The 18,600-nt window shown below is 72.4% G+C and carries 7 protein-coding genes; all 7 read left to right on the top strand.

Translation table 11 applies throughout. The features are described from left to right. Positions 1 to 44: 44 nt before the first annotated feature. Complete coding sequence (locus tag ACWCRB_RS33905; protein WP_450999717.1) at positions 45 to 1,499, top strand: MFS transporter; 1,455 nt, start codon at positions 45 to 47, stop codon at positions 1,497 to 1,499. 456 nt (positions 1,500 to 1,955) lie between these two features. Beyond that, entirely contained in the window at positions 1,956 to 9,236 is a 7,281-nt protein-coding gene (locus tag ACWCRB_RS33900) for an SDR family NAD(P)-dependent oxidoreductase (RefSeq protein WP_450999716.1), read from the top strand. A 5-nt stretch (positions 9,237 to 9,241) separates the two neighbouring features. Then, positions 9,242 to 14,725, top strand: a complete 5,484-nt coding sequence (locus ACWCRB_RS33895) for a beta-ketoacyl synthase N-terminal-like domain-containing protein (protein ID WP_450999715.1) — start codon at positions 9,242 to 9,244, stop codon at positions 14,723 to 14,725. Beyond that, entirely contained in the window at positions 14,722 to 15,042 is a 321-nt protein-coding gene (locus ACWCRB_RS33890) for an acyl carrier protein (RefSeq protein WP_235474867.1), read from the top strand. The genes ACWCRB_RS33895 and ACWCRB_RS33890 overlap by 4 nt, the downstream gene beginning before the upstream one ends. 2 nt (positions 15,043 to 15,044) lie before the next feature. Further along, positions 15,045 to 15,878 carry an alpha/beta fold hydrolase gene (locus ACWCRB_RS33885; RefSeq protein WP_450999714.1) on the top strand — a complete coding sequence of 278 codons (834 nt, stop codon included), beginning with the start codon at positions 15,045 to 15,047 and terminating at the stop codon, positions 15,876 to 15,878. Next, positions 15,875 to 17,074 (top strand): glycosyltransferase, encoded by a 1,200-nt coding sequence (locus ACWCRB_RS33880; protein WP_450999713.1) that lies wholly within the window; start codon positions 15,875 to 15,877, stop codon positions 17,072 to 17,074. Before ACWCRB_RS33885 ends, ACWCRB_RS33880 begins: the two co-directional genes overlap by 4 nt. A gap of 23 nt (positions 17,075 to 17,097) precedes the next feature. Beyond that, positions 17,098 to 18,279, top strand: coding sequence for a class I SAM-dependent methyltransferase (locus ACWCRB_RS33875; protein WP_450999712.1), 1,182 nt, complete (start codon positions 17,098 to 17,100; stop codon positions 18,277 to 18,279). The last annotated feature ends 321 nt before the right edge of the window (positions 18,280 to 18,600 follow it).

The following is an 18,600-nucleotide window of genomic DNA, read 5'->3' as shown; positions in this document are numbered from 1 at the left end:
TGAAGACCCGGGAAGACCCGAGAAGATACGAAGGAGCAATCGCAGTGGACAGTTCCAAGCCCGACGCCGGCCCCGGCAGAGTTGTCGGCATCCTCGCCTTCGCCGGCATCGTGGCCGCGATCACGCAGACCCTCGTGGTCCCGCTGATCGGGGAGCTGCCGAGCCTGCTCGACACCTCCGCCTCGAACGCCTCCTGGGTGATCACCGCCACCCTGCTGGCCGCGGCGGTCGTGACCCCGGTCGCCGGCCGGCTCGGCGACATGTACGGCAAGAAGCGCATGCTGCTCGTCTCGCTGGTGCCGCTCATCCTCGGCTCCGTCGTCTGCGCGCTGTCCTCCGCCGTGCTCCCGATGATCGCCGGGCGTGGACTCCAGGGCATGGGCATGGGCGTCGTACCCCTGGGCATCAGCCTGCTGCGGGACGTCGTACCGGCGGAGAAGCTCGGTTCGTCCATCGCGATCATGAGCGCCTCGATGGGTGTCGGCGGCGCGCTCGGGCTGCCGTTCTCCGCGGCCATCGCCGAGAACGCCAGCTGGCGGGTGCTGTTCTGGGTCGTGGCCGCGCTGGCCGCCGCCGTCGCCACGCTGATCGCGGTCTTCGTGCCCGCCGGGCGCGAGAACACCGCAGCCGGGCGCTTCGACCTGCTCGGCGCGATCGGGCTCGGCACCGCGCTGATCTGCCTCCTCCTGGCCGTCTCGAAGGGCGCCGACTGGGGCTGGGGCAGCGGCACCACCCTCGGGCTGTTCGCCGTCGCCGTGGTCGTGCTGCTGGCCTGGGGCTGGTGGGAGCTGCGCAACACCGAACCGCTGGTCGACCTCCGGGTGACCGCACGTCCGCAGGTGCTGATGACCAACGCGGCCTCGGTCCTCGTCGGGTTCGCGATGTACGCCCAGTCCCTGGTCATCCCCCAGCTGATGCAGCTGCCCGAGGAGACCGGCTACGGGCTCGGCCAGTCGATGCTCGCCATGGGCCTGTGGATGGCTCCGGCCGGGCTCATGATGATGGTCATGTCGCCGATCGGCGCCAAGCTCTCCGCCGCCCGCGGCCCCAAGGTCACGCTCTCCGTCGGCAGCCTGTTCATCGCCCTCGGGTACGGCATCTCCCTGCCGCTCGTCGGCTCCGGCTCCACCTGGGCCCTGCTCGTGGTGACCATCGTCTGCAACACGGGTGTCGGCTTCGCGTACGGCGCCATGCCGGCCCTCATCATGGGCGCGGTCCCGCAGTCCGAGACCGCCTCGGCCAACAGCTTCAACACCCTGATGCGCTCGATCGGCAGCTCGGTCTCGGCCGCCGTCATCGGCGTCGTGCTGGCCCAGATGACCACCGACTTCGGCGGCTTCGCGCTGCCCTCCGAGGCCGGATTCCGGGCCGCCATGATGATCGGCTGCGGTGTCGGCCTCGCGGCGGCGGTCGTCGCCTTCCTCATTCCGGTCCGCCCGGTGGAGGCCGCCCCGGCGCCGGAGACCGTCACTCCCGAGGTGTCGGAGGCCAAGGCCTGACGACCGCTCGACCCTCGTAACGAGCCGACCTCCCCGGGTTTCCGCCGGGGAGGTCGGCTCGTTCTGGTCTGTCCTGCTTCTTGTTCGAGAAGGAGGCGTGGAATGCCGGATAAGTACATGAAGAATTTACAAGGTTTACTTAGCCCGCCGATCGTGTTTCCGAAGCATGAGGCAGAAGTGAATTCAACCGTGTAACTGACGGGACCCTGACGTCAAGAGGTGTGATGTCGGGTCTGCGGTGACGTCACAACTGATTGGAATTGGACGGTTTTTCGGGACTTGGGGTGACCGATCGATGCTGGCCGAATGGAATCGGCCGCATACGGAACGTTCCACGCCATGTTGACTGGTGAGTAATGTCGGCGCTAACTTCCCGTTGTTTCCCCCCTGAAGTGAAGTGCTTCTGCGCCACACAAAACCCCCACCGTGCAGTTTCACCGAATATTTCGGAGAATCATGACGTCTGCCGTGCGCGCCTCTGAACTGATCATCGGAGTAACCCCCTTCGGTGAGCCGGACGCCCGGCTCGCCGCCGCCGTCAGCCGGGCCGGCGGGTTGGGAGTCCTCGACCTGGGCCTCGGTGACCGCAGAGCCAGAGACGCCCTGGCACGAATACGCCGCCTCGCCGCCCCCGGCTCCGGATTCCGGTACGGCGTACGGATCGGCCCCCACTGCCGGCTCGAGCCGGCCGAACTCGCGGGCGACGGCGGCCCCGACACCGTGATCCTCGCCTCCGATGTCCCGGACGGGCCGTGGATTGCCGATGCGATCGCCGCCCACCACCGTGTCCTCGTGGAGGTCACCGACCTGGCGGAAGCCCTCGCAGCCGTCCGCGCGGGCGCGCACGGGCTGATCGCCAGGGGCAGCGACGGCGGCGGCCGGATCGGTGAGCTGAGCACCTTCGTCCTGCTGCAACGCCTCCTCGCCGAACCCGGCATCGACCTCCCCGTCTGGGCCCGCGGCGGCATCGGCCCCCGTACGGCGGCCGCCGCCGTGGCCGGGGGAGCGGCGGGCGTCGTGCTCGACAGCCAGCTCGCCCTCCTCGCCGAGTCCTCGCTGCCGGAGGCCACGGCCGCCGCGCTGCGCTCGATGGACGGCTCCGAGACCGTCGTCGTGGCCGGTCACCGCGTACTGCACCGGCGCGGCCCCGACGCCCCGCCGGTCCCGGCCGGCGATCCGGCGGCGGTCGCGGCGCTGCTCGGCGCCCAGGACCCGCGCACCCAGCTCCTCCCCGTCGGCCAGGACGGCTTCCTCGCCGCCCGCTTCGCCGACCGCTGGACCGACACCGCCCGCACGGTCCGCGCCCTCACCGACGCCGTCCACGACGTCGTACGAGGTGACGAGCCCGTACGTGCGCTGCGCACCGGTTCCCCGATGAGCCGGACGCTCGGCACTCAACTGCCCATCGCCCAGGGGCCGATGACCCGCGTCAGCGACCAGGCACGCTTCGCCGCGGCCGTCGCCGGGAGTGGCGCGCTGCCGTTCGTCGCGCTGGCCCTCGCCAGCGGTGAGCAGACCCGGACCATGCTGGCCGAGACCCGGGAAGCCGTCGCCGACGGCCTGCCCTGGGGTGTCGGCGTTCTCGGGTTCGCGCCCGAGGAGATGCGCAACGCCCAGCTCGAAGCCGTACGGGAGCTGCGGCCCACGCACGCGATCATCGCGGGCGGCCGGCCCGCCCAGGCCGAGGCGCTGGAGCGGGCCGGGATCGCGACCTTCCTGCATGTGCCGTCGCCGGGGCTGCTGAAGCAGTTCCTGGAGGCCGGGGCCCGCAGGTTCGTGTTCGAGGGGTCCGAGTGCGGCGGGCATGTCGGACCGCGCGGCAGCTTTCCGCTCTGGGAGGCCCAACTCGCCGTCATCGAGGACTGGTCGGCGGCAGCCGGGGAGGATGCCGCCGAGCAGGTCGAGGTGTTCTTCGCGGGCGGCGTCCATGACGAACGGTCGGCCGCGATGGTCGCCGCACTCGCCGCCCCGCTGACCGCGCGCGGTGCGGCCGTCGGCGTGCTGATGGGCACCGCCTACCTGTTCACCGAGGAGGCCGTGGCCTGCGGAGCGGTTCAGCCGCTCTTCCAGCAGCAGGTCGTCGAGGCGACCGGCACCGCGCTGCTGGAGACGGCACCCGGTCACGCCACCCGGTGCGTGCCCAGCCCGTTCAGCGACAACTACCACGAGTTCGAGACGGAGTTGAGGGCGAACGGGACGCCCGAGCGGCAGATCTGGGAGCAGCTGGAGCGACTCAACGTGGGACGGCTCCGCATCGCCAGCAAGGGCATCGAGCGGGACGCCGACGGCGAGTTGGCGGCCGTGGACGAGCAACGGCAGCTCGCCGAGGGCATGTTCATGGCCGGGGAGGTGGCCGTGCTGCGCTCGGCGACCACGACCGTCGACGCGCTGCACCACTCCGTGGCGGACGGCGCCGCCGACTTCCTCACCGGACGGGCGGCGGAGCTGCGGGAGCGGCTCGGGGTGCGTCCTCCCGAAGAGGCCGAGGCTCCCGCACCTCTCGACGTCGCCGTCGTCGGCATGGCCTGCATGTTCCCGGACGCCCCCGACCTCGCCGCCTTCTGGGCGAACGTCCTCGGCGGCCATGACGCGGTGGGCGAGGTGCCGGCCGACCGCTGGGACCCCGCCGTGCACTACTCGGCGGCGGACGGCGACGGTGGCGTGACGCCGTCCAAGTGGGGCGGCTTCCTGCCCCGTATCCCCTTCGACCCGCTGTCGTACGGCATTCCGCCCACCTCGCTCGGCAGCATCGAGCCCGTCCAGCTGCTGGCCCTCGAAGCCGCCCGGCGGGCCCTGGCGCACGCCGGATACGGCGAGCGGGGGCGGGAGTTCGACCGCTCGCGCACCTCGGTCGTCTTCGGCGCGGAGGCGGGCAGCGACCTGTCCAACGCGGGCACGCTCAGGGCCGTACTGCCCTCGTACTACGGCAAGGTGCCGGACGGGCTCGTGGACCAGCTGCCGAAGCTGACCGAGGACTCCTTCCCGGGCATGCTCGCCAACGTCATCTCGGGCCGGATCGCCAACCGGCTCGACCTCGGTGGCGCCAACTACACGGTCGACGCGGCCTGTGCCTCGTCCCTGGCGGCCGTCGACGTGGCCTGCAAGGAACTTGTCGGCGGGACCAGCGACGTCGTGCTGTGCGGCGGCGCCGACCTGCACAACGGCATCAACGACTACGTGCTCTTCTCCTCCGTGCACGCCCTGTCCCCGACCGGGCGGTCGCGCGCCTTCGACAGCTCGGCGGACGGAATCGCGCTGGGGGAGGGCGTCGCGTGTGTCGTCCTGAAGCGGCTGGCCGACGCCGAGCGCGACGGCGACCAGATCTATGGCGTCATCAAGGGCGTCGGCAGTTCCAGCGACGGGCGCTCGCTCGGGCTGACGGCTCCCCGGCCCGAGGGCCAGCGGGCCGCGCTGCAGCGGGCGTACCGCAACGCGGGTGTCTCGCCCGCCGAGGTCGGGCTCGTCGAGGCGCACGGCACCGGGACCGTGGTCGGCGACCGCACCGAACTCACCATCCTCAGCGAGGTGTTCAGCGAGGCCGGGGCCAAGTCCGGTGCGGTCGCGCTCGGTTCGGTGAAATCCCAGATCGGGCACACCAAGTGCGCCGCGGGCCTTGCCGGGCTCATCAAGACCGTGCTCGCCCTGCACACCGGGGTCAAGCCGCCCACCCTGCACGTCAGCAAGCCCAACTCCGCCTGGGAGGAGGGCAGCAGCCCGTTCGCGTTCCACGACCAGGCACGGCCCTGGGCGGCTCCGGCGGGAGAACGTGTCGCGGGGCTCAGCGCGTTCGGCTTCGGCGGCACCAACTTCCATGTGGTGCTTGAGGCGTACGCGGACTCCGCACCGCCCGTCCACGGCCTCGACGCCTGGCCCGCCGAGCTGTTCACGTTCCGGGCGGCCGATCCGGCGGGGGCGCGGCGCGCCATCGAGGACGTACTGAAGGCGGCGGAGGACGAGCAGTCCGCCTGGCGGCTGCGCGACCTCGCACTCGCCGCCTCCCGCCGCTCCGACGCCCGGCACGACCCCGTACAGGTGGCGGTCGTGGCGACGGACACGGAGGGGCTCGTCGGTCAGCTGCGGCGGGTGCTGGCGGGGGAGCACGACCCGCGCGCGGGCATCCATCTCGCTGCCCAGGCCCCGGATGAGGTCTCCGGCCAGGTTGCCTTCCTCTTCCCGGGACAGGGCAGCCAGCGGACCGGGATGCTCGCCGACGTGTTCGTCGCTCTGCCCGAACTCCAGTACTACCTGGAGCTCGGCCGCGACCACGCCGACGCCCTCTACCCGCCCACCGCCTTCGACGACACCACCCGCGACCGCCAGCACACCGCCCTCACCGACACCCGGGTCGCCCAGCCGGCCCTGGGCATCGCGGGCCTCGCCGCACACGCCCTGCTCACCACGGCGGGCGTACGCCCGGACATGGCCGCCGGGCACAGCTACGGCGAGCTCGTCGCCCTCAGCGCGGCCGGCGCCCTCGACCCGGAGGCCCTCCTCGCGCTGAGCGCGGAACGAGCGACCGCGATCCTCTCGGCCGCAGACGAGGCCAACGGCGACGACCCGGGCACCATGGCGGCGGTGGCGGCGGGTGCCGAGGAGGTCGTGGCGGCCCTGCGTGCCGCCGAAGCGCCCGCCTCGGTCGTCGTCGCCAACCACAACTCGCCGAAGCAGACGGTGATTTCGGGCCCGACGGAGGCGGTCGAGGCAGCTGTACGGCTGCTGCGTGCCGCCGGGCTCGGCGCGAAGCGCATCCCCGTCGCCTGCGCCTTCCACAGCCCGCTGGTCGCCGGGGCGGGGGAACGCTTCGCGACGGCACTGGCGGGGCAGCCCGTCCACGCACCCGAGTTCACGGTCTGGTCGAACCGCACGGCCACCCCGTACGGCACCGACGCCGACGCGGTACGGGCCGAACTCGCCGCCCAGATCGGCGCCCCCGTCGGTTTCGTCGCCCAGATCGAGGCCATGTACGAGGCGGGCGCCCGGATCTTCGTCGAGGCCGGGCCCGGTTCCGTACTGACCAGGCTGGTCGGCCAGATCCTCGGCGACCGCCCGCACCGCACGGTCGCCTGCGAACCGCGTCCCGAGAGCGGACTGCGCGGCTGGCTCGACGCGCTGGCCCAACTGGCCGTCGCGGGGCTGCCGGTGCGCACCGGCTGGCTGTTCCACGGGCGCGACGCCGTCGACGCGACCCGGACCAAGGCGCCCAAGCGGCCCGGCTGGACGGTCGACGGCCACCTGGTCCGCACCGCCGCCGGCGACCTCCTCCCCGGTGCCCTCGCACCGGCCCGACGCGTACTGGAGACGACGACAGTGACCGCGAATCACCAGGGCGGGGCTCCCGGGGCCGACGGCAGGGACGCGCTGATCTCCGAGTTCCTCCGCACCAGCCGGGAGATGGTCGCCGCCCAACGGGACGTACTCCTCACGTACTTCGGCGCGGCGCCCGGGCAGTGGATACCCGGCCCGGCGGCGGCACCGGAGCCCGTGCCTGTGCAAACGGTCCCGGTACCCGCGCCCACATATCCGCCCGCGCTCTACGCCGTACCCGCTCCCGTTCCGGCCCCCGCCGCCGTGGGTTTCACGGAAGCGGATGTTTTGGGTGTGGTGCTGGAGATCATCAGTGAGCGCACGGGGTATCCGGTGGACATGATCGAGCCGGATCTCGATCTGGAGGCCGATCTCAGTATCGACTCCATCAAGCGGGCCGAGATCGCCGGTGAGTTGGCGCAGCGGCTCGGGGTCGGGGGTGCGGGTGCGGACATCACCGCGCTCGGTGACGCCGAGTTGGAGGACCTGGCCAAGGCCCGTACGGCGGCTGCGGTCACCGGGTGGCTCGCGGCGCGGCTCACCACAACGGCCGTGTCCACGCCTGCACTTGCTGCCGCTCCTGCTTCTGCCGCGGCGGGGTTCTTGGAGGCGGATGTTTTGGGTGTGGTGCTGGAGATCATCAGTGAGCGCACCGGATACCCCGTGGACATGATTGAGCCGGATCTCGATCTGGAGGCCGATCTCAGCATCGACTCGATCAAGCGGGCCGAGATCGCCGGTGAGCTGGCCCAGCGGCTCGGGGTCGGGGGCGGCGGTGACATCACCGCGCTCGACGATGCCGAATTGGAGGACCTCGCCAAGGCTCGTACGGCGGCCTCGGTCACCGGGTGGCTGGCGGCGCGGCTCACTGGGCCGGGCGCCGAAGCCCAGGGGGCCGAGGAGCCGGTGGCCGACGCGGCCCCCGAGGTCGTCGGTGAGGCGCCGAAGCGGTTCCAGTTGAGGCCTGTGCTGCTGGAGCAGCAGGACGGGGACGCCGACTTCGCCGCCGTGCTCGGCGGCAAGCGGTTCGTGGTTCTCGGTGACGACGACGGGGGTGCGGTGGCCCGGGAGGTCGTGGCGCGGCTCGTCGGGCATGGCGCCGACGCGGTGGCCCTCGGCCCCGAGCATCTGCTGACCGAGGCCGACGGGCCTGTCGATGGGGTGCTGTTCCTCGATCCGCTGGCCGCGTCCAGGCCTGCCGTGCTGCCTGACGCGTTCCCTGTGTTCAAGGCGGCCCTCGGGCTCGGTCCGCGCTGGCTGTTCGCGGTGCGGGTGGCCGGGGAAGGCGCCCCGGACGAGGGCGAGTTGAGGTCGGCGGGGCTGCACGGGCTCTTCCGGACGGTCGCCCGGGAGTACCCGGAGACGGACGCGCGGATCATCGACCTCGGGGCGGGCGAGGCAGGTGCGGGTGCCGTCGCCGATGCCCTGCTCGCCGAGCTGCTCGCCTCCGACCGGACCCCGGTCGTCCTGCGAACTGCCGCTGGACGCCATGGACTTGAGCTGGTCGAGACCCCGCTGGGCGCCCTCGGCACCACCGGAGCCGGACCCGCCGGGGAGGGTGCCGCCGAGGCCGCCGCTGTCGGGCTGGACCGCGACAGTGTGGTGCTGCTCGTCGGCGGGGCGCGGGGCATCACCGCGAAGTTCGCCGCCGCGCTGGCCTCCGCCTCCCGCTGCCGGATCGAACTGCTCGGCCGGACCCCCGCACCGGAGGGCCCGGAGGACGCGGCCACGGCAGCCGCCCGTACCCAGGCCGAACTGCGCGCGGTGCTCGCCGCCCGGGGCGGACTGAAGCCCGCAGAGATCAATCGCGAGGCCGAACTCCTGCTCGCCCAGCGGGAGATCACCGCCACCCTCGACGAACTCCAGGCCCTCGGCAGCCCGGCCCGCTACCACTCCGTCGACTTCCGCGAACAGGACGCGGCGCTCCAGGCAGTCAAGGAGATCCACGCCGAACACGGCCGCCTCGACGGGGTCGTCTACGCGGCCGGGGTCATCGAGGACCGGCTCATCGCCGAGAAGACCACCGAGTCCTTCCAGCGCGTGTACGGGACGAAGACCAGCGGCGCCGAAACCCTGCTCGCCGCACTGGAGCAACTCCCCAACAGCCCTTCCTTCGCCGTCCTGTTCGGCAGCATCTCCGCCGTCCTCGGCAACCGGGGCCAGGTCGACTACGCTGCCGCCAACGACGCCCTCCAGAGCCTCGGCGCCGCCTGGGCGGCCCGGAGCGGACAGCGGGCCCTGACCGTGCACTGGGGGCCCTGGGCGCCGACCGGCGGTCACACCGGCATGGTCACCCCCGAACTAGGGCGCGAGTACGCCCGGCGCGGGGTCAGGCTCATCGACCCGGAGGAGGGCACGGCCGCGCTGCTCCGTGAACTGGCCTGGGGCGAGGAGTCGGCGGGCGCCGTCGTCTACACCTCGTCGGGCTGGTAACCGACATGACGGAACGTCACCATCGTCATCTGCAGTCGGCGGACGGTACGGCGACGCCCGTGGCCATCGTGGGCATGTCGGTGCTGCTGCCAGGCGCCGCCGACCTCGACGCCTACTGGCGCAACCTGCTCGCCGGTACGGACGCCATCACCGAGGTACCGGACGGGCGTTGGGACGCGGACGCCTACTACCGGCCGGACTCCGCCGGTGACCGGGCCGTCGCCGACCAGGTGTACTGCCGGCGCGGCGGGTTCGTGGACGAGCTGGCGGAGGTGGAGGTCACCCGGTTCGGGATCATGCCGAACTCCGTGTCCGGCACCGAGCCCGACCAGCTGATCGCCCTCAATGTGTCCGCCGCAGCTCTCGCCGACACGCAGCAAGGAGGCGAGGGACGCGGGGACTTGACCGGCTGGCTGCCCGACCGGCACCGGATCGGCGTGATCCTCGGCCGGGGTGGCTATCTCACCCCCGGCCTGGTCCGGCTCGACCAGCGGGTCCGTACGGCGGGCCAACTCGTCCGCACGCTCGGGGAGTTGCTGCCGGACCTGGATCCCGCCCAACTCGACCGCGTCCGTACGGCGTTCACGGATCGCCTCGGTCCGGACAGCCCCGAGTCGGCGATCGGGCTCGTGCCCAACCTCGCCGCCTCCCGGGTTGCCAACCGGCTCGACCTGCGCGGACCGGCGTACACCGTGGACGCGGCCTGTGCCTCCTCGCTGGTGGCTGTGGACCAGGCGGTGAACGAACTGGCCTCGGGCCGCTGCGACCTGATGCTTGCGGGCGGGGTCCACCACTGCCACGACATCACTCTGTGGAGCGTCTTCTCGCAGCTCCGCGCCCTCTCGCCCAGTCAGCGCATCCGCCCCTTCCACCGGGGCGCCGACGGCATCCTCATCGGTGAGGGCACCGGCGTGGTCGTCCTGAAGCGCCTCGCGGACGCCGAGCGCGACGGCGACCGGATCTACGCAGTCATCCGGGGCACCGGCGTGGCCAGCGACGGCCGCGCCGCCGGGCTCGTCAACCCCGACCCCGGCGGCCAGACCCACGCCGTACGCCAGGCCTGGCGCGCCGCCGGACTCGACCCCGCCGAGCCCGGCTCGCTGGGCCTCCTCGAAGCCCACGGCACGGCGACCCCCGCCGGAGACGCGGCCGAACTGACCACGCTGGCTGAGGTGTTCGGGCCGGCGGAGGACGCGGGTGGCAGTGGCGGTACGGCGGTGATCGGCTCCGTGAAGTCGATGATCGGGCACACCATGCCCGCGGCCGGGGTGGCCGGCCTGGTCAAGGCCGCCCTCGCCGTCCACCACGGCATGCTCCTCCCCACCCTCCACTGCGACGACCCGAACCCGGCCCTCGCGGCCACCCGCTTCCGCCCGCTGGACAGGGCGGCGCCCTGGGAGACGACGGCCGAGCAGCCGGTGCGGCGGGCTGCGGTGAACGCGTTCGGGTTCGGCGGGATCAACGCGCATGTGGTGCTGGAGGAGGCGCCGGGGGTGCGGGCGAGGGGGGCCGCGGCGACCCCTGGGGCTTCGGTACGCGGCTCGTCGGCGCTCGTGCCGTCGACTGCTGTGTCACCGGCGCCCGTGCCATCGGCCGCTGTGCCATCGACCCCCGCGCCATCGACCCCCGCGCCATCGACCCCCGCGTCACCGGCCACCGAGCCCTCGGTGACCGTCGTCGAGCCCGAGCGTGTCCTGCTGCTCGCCGCCGACACCCCCGAGGGCCTCGCCGCCCTCCTCGACGCGGACGACACGGCCGTACTCGCCGCCGGCCTCGACGCCACCCGTACGCATCCGCAGGCCGGACCGACCCGGCTCGGGATCGTCGACCCGACCGCGAAGCGGCTCACGCTGGCGCGCCGGGCGGTCGCCAAGGGGCGGGCGTGGCACGGGCGTAGCGATGTCTGGTTCCGCCCGGAGCCGCTACGGGCGGAAAAGGCCGTGCGGGGAGGGGAGTTGGGAGGGCTTGCCTTCGTCTTCCCGGGCCTGGAGGGCGACTTCGACCCCCGCGTCGACGACATCGCCGCGCACTTCGGCCTGGACGGCGTACTGGTGGCCGGTGACGAACGGGCCGAGGTCGGGGACGTCGGCCGGCACGGGTTCGGGGTCGTCGGGGTCGGGCTGCTGCTCGACCGGGCGCTGCGCCGCATGGGCGTCGTCCCGGACGCGGTGGCCGGGCACAGCGTGGGCGAATGGACGGCCATGGCGGCCGCCGGGCTGTACGACGGCGACGAGGTCGGCGCCTTCATGGCGACCTTCGATCCCGACTCGGTGACCGTGCCGGGGCTGGCCTTCGGGGCGATCGGCGCACCCGCCGAACGGGTCCTCACGGCACTCGCAGAGGAGGGCTGGGCGGACGCCGGAATCGTGCTCTCGCACGACAACGCGCCGAACCAGTCGATGGTGTGCGGTCCGGAGGCCGCGGTCGACGAGTTCGTACGGGCGTTCCGTGCGAGGGGTGTGCTGAGCCAGGTGCTGCCCTTCCAATCAGGCTTCCACACACCGATGTTGGCGCCGTATCTGGCCCCGATCGAGCAGGCCGCGAGCAGCTTCAAGCTCCAGCCACCGACGGTTCCGGTCTGGTCGGGGACGACGGCGGCGCCCTTCCCGTCGGGCGAATCGGCGGTGCGTGAACTGTTCGTACGGCATCTGCTGGAACCGGTGCGCTTCCGGCAGCTGGTCGAGACGATGTACGCGGCCGGACACCGGACCTTCATCCAGGTCGGCACCGGCCAACTCGGCTCCCTCATCGGCGACACGCTGTCCGGGCACGATCATCTGGTCGTGGCCGCCAACTCCCCGCACCGCGGCGGCCTCGCGCAACTCCGTCGCGTGGCAACGGCGTTGTGGGTGACGGGGCGGGCGACGACACCGGCGCTGCCGTCGCCCGCCAGGAGCGAGACCACCGGCAACGCCGCCGCTCCCCACGTCGCCGGTCCCTCCGACCGCTCCACGGAACCGGCCGGCGCCGGAAGCCCCGTGCGGGGGGACCGGCCGTCGACCCGTCCGCCGGTCCGGCTGGACCTGGGCGGCGCCCTCGTCTCCCTCGACGAGGGGACGCTCGCCGGACTGCGCGCGGAACTGAGTCCTGGGCGGAGTTTCACGGGGCCTTCGCCCACGGGAGCTCCGGCTGCACCGCCGGGCGCCGGTCCGTCACCGGTTCCGGCTCAACGGACGTATGCCGCAGGGATGTTGGGGGCCACGGAGATGTCCCGTGCTGCCGGCCTCCACGGCGCCGACGGGCTGACGTCGCAGTTGGACGCCGCCTCGATGCCAATGCTGTCTCAACAGGCGAGTTCCGCAAGGGCGTTGGGCGCCTCGGAGTCGTCCGGTGCTACCGGCCTCCCGGGCACTACCGGACTGACATCACCGCTGGACGCCCTCGCGGGCCGCTTCCCGGCCGCCGCCGAACTCCGCGCCCTGCTGCGGGAGACGGCGGACACCGCCGCCGAGCTGATCGGCGCGGCCGGTCGCCGACCTGGTGCCGCTGCGAACTACGCGGGCGGCGCCGCTCGAGACTCGGGCGGCCCTGCTGGGGACTCCGGGATCCCCGGGACCGCCGGGACCCCCTCGACCGTCGGCCCGGCCGGAACCCCCGGCCCGGCCCGGCCTGCCGACCCCGCCGACCTGGCGGGCGCCGCACTCACCGGGGCATTCCGACAGGCTTTCGCCACGCCGACCGGGCTGTCCGCGCCGCCCACCACCACTCCGGCCGGCGTGCCCCACTCTGCTCAGGGCCTCCGCGCGCCCGCACCCCTGTCCCCGGCCCCGCACCTCCGTTCCACCACCCCCGGCCGACGACCGCTCCCTCCACCCCAACCCACCGAGCCCACCCCGCCCTCCTGGCGCACCACGGTCCACGTATCCCCGGACACCATGCCGTACCTCCTCGACCACTGCTTCTTCCCGCAGCGCCCCGGCTGGCCGGACGTCGCCGACCGTTGGCCGGTTGTCCCGGCGACGACGATCGTGCAGCACATCATGGAAGCGGCGGAGGCAGCGGAAGCAGCGGAGACGGCTCAGCAGACAGAACCCGGGCCCCCGCCCATAGCCGTCGCCGTTCACAACGCCCGGTTCGATCAGTGGCTCACCGCCACCCCGTCCCTCGACGTGGACGTGACAGTCACCCCCGTCCCCACCACCCCCACCCACCGTGCCGTCTCCTTCGGCCCCCGAGCCCGAGCCACCGTCGAACTCGCCCCGGCGTATCCGGACCCCGCGACCCGGCCCGCCCCCTGGCCCATCGCCCCCTCCACCGAACGCGCCCCCGACCACACCGCCGCTCAGCTCTACTCCGAGCGCTGGATGTTCCACGGACCGGCGTTCCAGGGGGTCACCGAGCTGACCGCGATGGGGGAGTCGCACGTGCGGGGAGTCATCACCACGCCGCCCGCGCCCGGGTCCCTTCTCGACAACGTCGGGCAGATCCTCGGGTACTGGATCATGGCGACTCGCACCGCGCGGACGGTCGTGTTTCCGGTGGGCATGCGGGAGATGCGGTTCTACGGGGCTCATCCCACCCCCGGCACCGATGTCGACTGCTTCGTACGGATCACGACACTCACCGACACCTTCCTCGAAGCCGACGTTCAACTCACCGTCGGCGGCCGGGTCTGGGCCGTGCTCAGCGGCTGGCAGGACCGGCGTTTCGACAACGACCCGCAGACCCGGCCCGTCGAACGCTTCCCCGAGCGCAACACCCTCTCCGAGGGTCGGCCGGGTGCCTGGGTGCTACTCCACGAGCGTTGGCCCGACCTCGCCTCCCGTGACCTCATCATGCGCAACTCCCTTGGCGGAGAGGAGCGTTCGCTGTACGAGCGGCACGCGCCGCGTGGTCGTCGGCAGTGGCTGCTCGGCCGGATCGCGGCCAAGGACGCCGTCCGGCGGTGGCTCTGGGAGCAGGAGGGGGAAGGGGACGTGTTCCCGGCCGAGATCCGCGTGCACAACGACCCGTCCGGGCGGCCGTACGTCACCGGGCTGCACGGCCGGACCCTGCCCCCGCTGGACATCTCGCTCGCCCACCGGGCCGAGGCGGGGGTGGCGATCGTACGGCCGCGCCGGCCCGATGCCGCCCCAGGCACCGGTCCCGGTATCGACATCGAGGAAGTCGTCGACCGCGACGCCTCGACCTTCGCCACCGCCCTCAACCCTGCCGAACTCGCCCTCCTCCGCGCCCAGTCCGTCGCCACCGGCGAGTCCGAGGCGCTCTGGTTCACCCGGTTCTGGGCCGCCAAGGAAGCGGTCGCGAAGGCGGAGGGCACCGGATTCGGGGGCAGGCCACGGGACTTCGTCGTACGGGAAGTGCCGGCCGCCGACAGGTTGCTGGTCTCCGGGCGGCTCGCGCCCGCCTACACCGTGCACCACGAGCGGACCGGCAATCCCCCCGGACTGCCGGAGAGGGAGTACGTCGTCGCCTGGACGACCGGATCAGCCACAGCAGAAGCAATAGAGGCAGTAGAGGCAGTAGAGGAAAGGGAGTTGGAGCTATGAGCCTCAACGGGCAGAAGATCGGGACCGCCGACGAGGAGGCCGTGCTCGCCGACATCGCGGGCATGCTCGCGACCCTCCTCGACGAGTACGGCCTCGACGACGTCGAGATCCGTATGGACACCACCTTCAACCGCGACCTGGAGCTGGAGAGCATCGACCTGGTGACCCTGGCCGGGCTGCTGGAGGAGAAGTACGGCAACCGGGTCAACTTCGCCGAGTTCCTGGCCGGGATGGAGTTCGACGAGATCATCGAACTCACCGTCGGGCGGCTCGTCGAGCACGTCGTCGCCAGTCTCAAAGCGGCGGAGGCGGGCTGACCATGGCGATCGTCGACATCGGGGACGGTTTGCGACTGCACGCCCAGCGCATCGGGCCGCGCGGCGAACGGCCGGTCACCGCCACCGCCGTACTCGTGCACGGCCTGCTCACCGACAGCCTGGCCAGCTACTACTTCACCGTGGCACCGGCGTTCGCCGCCTCCGGCATCGACGTCGTCATGTACGACCTGCGCGGCCACGGCCGCTCCACCCGCCCCGCGACCGGCTACACCCTCGACGACAACATCGACGACCTGGAGGCCCTCCTCGACCGGTTGGAGGTGACCGGCCCGGTCCATCTCGTCGGCAACTCCTACGGCGGGACAGTCGCGTTCGGCTACGCGGCCCGCCACCCCGAGCGCGCCGCGAGCGTCTCCCTCATCGAGTCGGAACCGGCAACCGCCGCCTGGGCGGGCAAACTCGACGGCATCCTCGGCCGGGTCATGCACGAACTCGCCCACAACGAGGCCGACGCCATCGCCTGGATCACCGCCAACCGCAGCCAGAACACCGCCCGGTTGGCCAAGGGCGCCGCCCGGCTGGCCCGCGAGACGACCCTCGCCCAGGACATCCCGGCCAGCCGCGTCCTGACCGAGGACGAGATAAGTTCCGTACGCTGCCCGGTACTTGGTCTGTACGGGGGTGACTCCGACCTCGCCGAGCACGCGCCCTGGCTGGAGGCGCTGCTGCCCGACTGCCGGACCGTCGTCGTACCGGGGCACGAACACTCGGTGCTCGTCGAGGCGTCGGGGACGGTCGGCGGGCACATCCTGTCGCTCATCCACGGCTCCGCCGGCCCCGTTCCGGTCGAGCTGGCGGGGGCGGACGCGCGGTGAGCCGTTCCAGGTTCCTGTTCGTCGTGCCGCCGCTGGTCGGGCACATCAACCCGGCCGTCGGGGTGGCCGCCGAACTCGCCGCGCTCGGGCACGAGTCGGCCTGGGCGTGCGCCGATCCGGAGCTGGTGCGCAGGCTTGCCGGAGCGGACGCCACCGTCTTCCCGTGTGCGGGGCCCGTCCCCGGCTCGGGGGACGGCGTACGTCCGCCGGAGCTGCGCGGACCCGAGGCGCTGAAGTTCCTCTGGGAACGCTTCCTCGCCCCGCTCGCCGAGGAGATGGCCCCCGGAGTCGCCGCCGCCGTACGGGAGTTCGGGCCGGACGTCGTCGTCGCCGACCAACAGGCCCTGGCCGGAGGCCTCGTCGCCGAGCGGCTGGGTCTGCCCTGGGCCACCTCGGCCACCACCTCCGCCGAGTTCACCGACGTACTCTCCGGCATGCCCAAGGTCGAGGAGTGGCTGAACGAGCTGCTGGGCGGCATCCGGGAACGGATCGGCAGCCCCGGTGCCGCCGATCCACGGTTCTCCCCGCACCTCGTACTCGCCTTCAGCACACCGGAGTTCGTCGGTCCGGAGGCCCGAACCGGCGACCAGATCCGCTACGTCGGCCCGTCCGTCGCCGACCGGCCCGCCCTGCCCGGCTTCCCCTGGGACTGGCTCGACCCCGCCCGCCCGACGGTCCTCGTCACCCTCGGCACCGCCAACACGGATGTCGGAGCAAGGTTCCTGAGTGAGTGTCAGACGGCCGCACGCGAGCGGGCGGACCGGACGCAGACGGTCATCGTCGACCCGGCAGGAGCACTCGACTGTGCCGGGGAGGACAAGGGCGTGCTGATCGTGCCCTCCGTCCCCCAACTCCCGCTTCTCGAACGGGTCGACGCCGTCGTCTGCCATGCCGGGCACAACACCGTGTGCGAGGCGCTCTGGCACGGGGTGCCGCTCGTCGTCGCGCCCATCCGGGACGACCAGCCCGTGGTCGCCGGTCAGGTCGTCGAGGCCGGGGCGGGCATCCGGGTGCGGTTCGGGCGGGTCACCGCGCCGAAACTGGGCGCCGCGATCGACGCCGTACTGCACGAGCCCGGTTACCGCTTCGCGGCGGGCCGGATCCGTACCGCGTTCCGGGCCGCCGGGGGTGCCTCCGCGGCGGCCACGCATCTTGAGCGACTCGCCATCGGCACGCCCGCCGAGAAGACGGCCTGAGACGGCATGAAGGAGACGACGGCATGAGCGACGACGAGCACGAGCCACAGACCGAGGGCAAGTCCGACGCCAAGGCCGACGGCAAGGGCAAGAGCAAGGCCGATGGCACGAGCAAGAGCAAGGGCGATGACACGGGCAAGAGCAAGGGTGATGACAAGGCGGAGCAGGTCGCCGCCCTCCGGCCCACCTACCAGGCCGACCTGGCCTTCGGGCTCGACCGCTTCTTCGAACCCCCGCGCACCACCTGCCCCTGGTGCGGCTCGGCCCGCCTGGAGACGCGTCTTCGAACCACCGACCTGATCCAGCACAAGCCCGGACGGTTCGTGCTCGACCGCTGCCAGGACTGTCGGCACACCTTCCAGAACCCCCGGCTCAGCGCCGCCGGGCTGGAGTTCTACTACCGCGACTTCTACGACGGACTCGGCGAGAAGCAGCTCGGCAACACCTTCGCGGGCCGCACGAAGATGTACGAGCAGCGGGCCCGGGCCCTGCTCCCCTTCGACGACGCGCCGAAGACCTGGCTCGATGTCGGCACCGGCCACGGTCACTTCTGCGAGGCCGCCCGGAATGTCCACACCGGCACGACCTTCGACGGGCTCGACTTCACCGACGGCGCCGAACTCGCCGAGCAGGCGGGGCGCGTCGAGCGCGGCTACCGGGGGAGCTTCACCGAGCTGGCCCCCGAACTCGCCGCCCGTTACGACGTCGTCAGCATGTTCCACTACCTGGAGCACAGCACCGAGCCCCCGCGCGAGCTGGAGGCCGCCCGGCAGGCGATCCGACCCGGCGGCCACGTGGTGATCGAGGTCCCGGACCCAGACAGCCGGTACGCCCGTCTCCTCGGCCGCTGGTGGCTGCCCTGGCTCCAGCCCCAGCACCTGCACTTCGTCCCCGTCGACAACCTCCGCCGACGCCTCACCGACCTCGGCTTCACGGTCGTCCTGGAGCAACACGCGGAGCCGCACGACCCGGTGGACCTGCTCGCCGCGGCCTGGCTGGCCCTGGACAACGCCACCCCACGCGACAACCTCCCATGGCTCCCGCACCCCCCGAACACCTGGCGCCGCACCCTACGCGGACTCCTGCTGCTGGCCGGCGTCCCGCTCCTGATCCTGGCCACCCTCCTGGACCGCTTCGCCGTCCGCCCCCTCTCCCACCGCCTCGGCGTCTCCAACGCGTACCGCCTGGTGGCCCGCAGGGACTGAAGACGACGTACGCGACGACGCTCGGCGCGTCACGGCACTGGATGGGTCGGGGCGCGGGGTGCGTCACCATGCCCCGGCGCGCACGGCACCAGGCGCGTCACCGCACGTGGATGGGCCACGCCACGTGGGCCGGTCACGGCGCCCGGGTGCGTCACGACGCCCCGGCGAGTCACCACACCTCGGTAAGCCACGGCACCACGCGCATCACGTCTCCTGGGTGCGTCGGGCCCCCGGCGCGTTACAGCACCGGGCGCATCACCACGCCTGGAGAGCGGAAGAGACACGAGTAGGGAACGCGAGTTGGGATCTACAGAAAGAACT

The sequence above is a fragment of the Streptomyces sp. NPDC002156 genome (assembly GCF_053593675.1).
The sequence above is the reverse complement of the archived record's forward strand: the minus strand, read 5'-3'. Positions and strand labels throughout refer to the sequence as shown.